Here is a 1,961-nt window from a genome sequence, read left to right on the forward strand (position 1 = left end):
GGATAATGAATTCATGTTCGAGAAATACAAAAATCAAAGTGTTGGCTTCCAACTTAAGTTGGTCATTTTGCTGTGCTTACTTATCGCCTTTGGCTCTATCGCAACGCTCGTGTATCGCAATGCCTCACAAGTATTATTAGACAACACGTTAAGGGAACACCAATCCAAAGTAGAAGCGATGGCCAAAACCATATCTGGCCAATTCGATGCCTACCTGCATACCGCCAAAGTTTTAGAATCCACCTTTCGTAACGGTTACCTAGCAGGTGTTTATGTTGAGAATTACGACGTTGAGTTCAACGGTCATTCCATTCCTAACCTGACTCAATATGGTGAGAGCCTAATCAACGACACTAAACTCGTTGATAGCTTTACTCGCGACACCGGCGCTGTAGCAACCCTATTTGCCCCATTTGGCGATGACTTTATTCGCGTGTCTACTTCTCTTAAAAAACCGTCAGGGGAACGTGTTGTTGCCACAACGTTAGGCAAGGATCATCCTGGCTATAACAAACTCAAAAATGGCGAAGCTTATTACGCGCAAGTGAAGCTCTTCGGCCAACGCTACATTACCTACTACGCGCCTTTAACGAATGCACAAGGCAAAGTTAACGGTGTCTCTTTCATTGGTCTACCCGTAGAAGAGGCGACACAAAACCTGTTCGAGTCATTGCGTTCTGTCTCATGGGGCGATACTGGCTATACCATCATCGTTGACAATGAAGAAGAGCATCAAGGCCAGTACTTACTGCACCCTACTAATGCTGGAGGTGATAAATCTATTGTGGATGTTGCCGACTACGACGGTAACAAACCTTTCTATCAGCTCTTTGAGCAGCCATCCGGCTTGATTCTCTACCCTTTTGAGTATCAAGGAACAGTGGGCGAAAAATACCTCGTCTATACCGAAGTCCCGGGGTGGAATTGGAAACTACTTGGCGGCACATTTATTAATGAAGTCACTAAAGGCAGTGACGAACTGCTGAAACTTATCGCGATAATCGCGACCTTGATTGCCGCCGCTACCATCGTCGTGTTAACGCTCGTATTGAACCGTACGTTGACGCCGTTAACGACTTTAAACGAATACATGATGCGCTTAGGAAAAGGCGAAGTCAGCTTACATATTCCAAACAACGGCAAACAGACTAAGAATGAAATCAGCAACCTAAATACCGGCGTTGCGAATATGGCTGCTCAATTGAATACACTCGTTGGAGAAATTCGTACGACCAGTGATCAAGTACAAAACAGCTCTAGCAGTGTGTCACAGGATGCTAGCCACAATCTGAGCCAATCTGACCGCCAGCAAGCACAGGTTGAGCAAGTCGTTACCGCTATTGAAGAGATGGCTACCTCGGCAGAATCTGTAGCGCAGCAAGTGAATAGCATTGCTGAAAATGTTCGCCTAGCCAATGAAGACAGCCAGAAAGGTTTAGAAGTCGTTGAAGGTGTGTGTATTGATGTTGCCCAGCTAAATGATCAATTAGACAAATCAGCATCGGCCATCGAGCAAGTGAGTTCTGATAGCGAAAGCATTCAAACCGTCACCAAAATGATTGATGACATCGCAGAACAAACCAACTTACTTGCGTTGAACGCTGCAATAGAAGCAGCGCGAGCGGGTGATCAGGGGCGTGGTTTTGCCGTGGTCGCTGACGAAGTAAGAACATTGGCTCATCGTACACAAACGTCAGTACAAGACGTAGTGAGCATCATCGAGAAGTTAAAATCTTCAACTAACAATGCCGTGAACCTGATGACACAAAGCCAATCAAATGCCAACCAAGTACTTGATAAAGCGCAAGAAGCAGGCACAGCCCTAGAGTCGATTGCCTCTCAAGTTGAATCTATTGCTTCTCAAGCTGAAACCATTGCTGCGACATCAGAAGAGCAAGCTCAGGTTTCTCAAGAAATAGCAGCGAACGCGCATGCGATCAGCGATTTGAACCAGCAAAGCC

1 protein-coding gene is annotated in these 1,961 nt (G+C 45.8%); it reads left to right on the plus strand.

Going from position 1 to position 1,961, the window contains the following annotated elements; translation table 11 throughout:
- Positions 1-13: 13 nt before the first annotated feature.
- Positions 14-1,961 (plus strand): methyl-accepting chemotaxis protein (locus tag AB4653_RS26115; protein ID WP_372105678.1); only part of this gene is annotated, 1,948 nt, incomplete at its 3' end.

It is taken from the genome of Vibrio sp. 10N.222.48.A3 (assembly GCF_041475345.1).
Classification (GTDB): Bacteria; Pseudomonadota; Gammaproteobacteria; order Enterobacterales; family Vibrionaceae; genus Vibrio; species Vibrio tasmaniensis_A.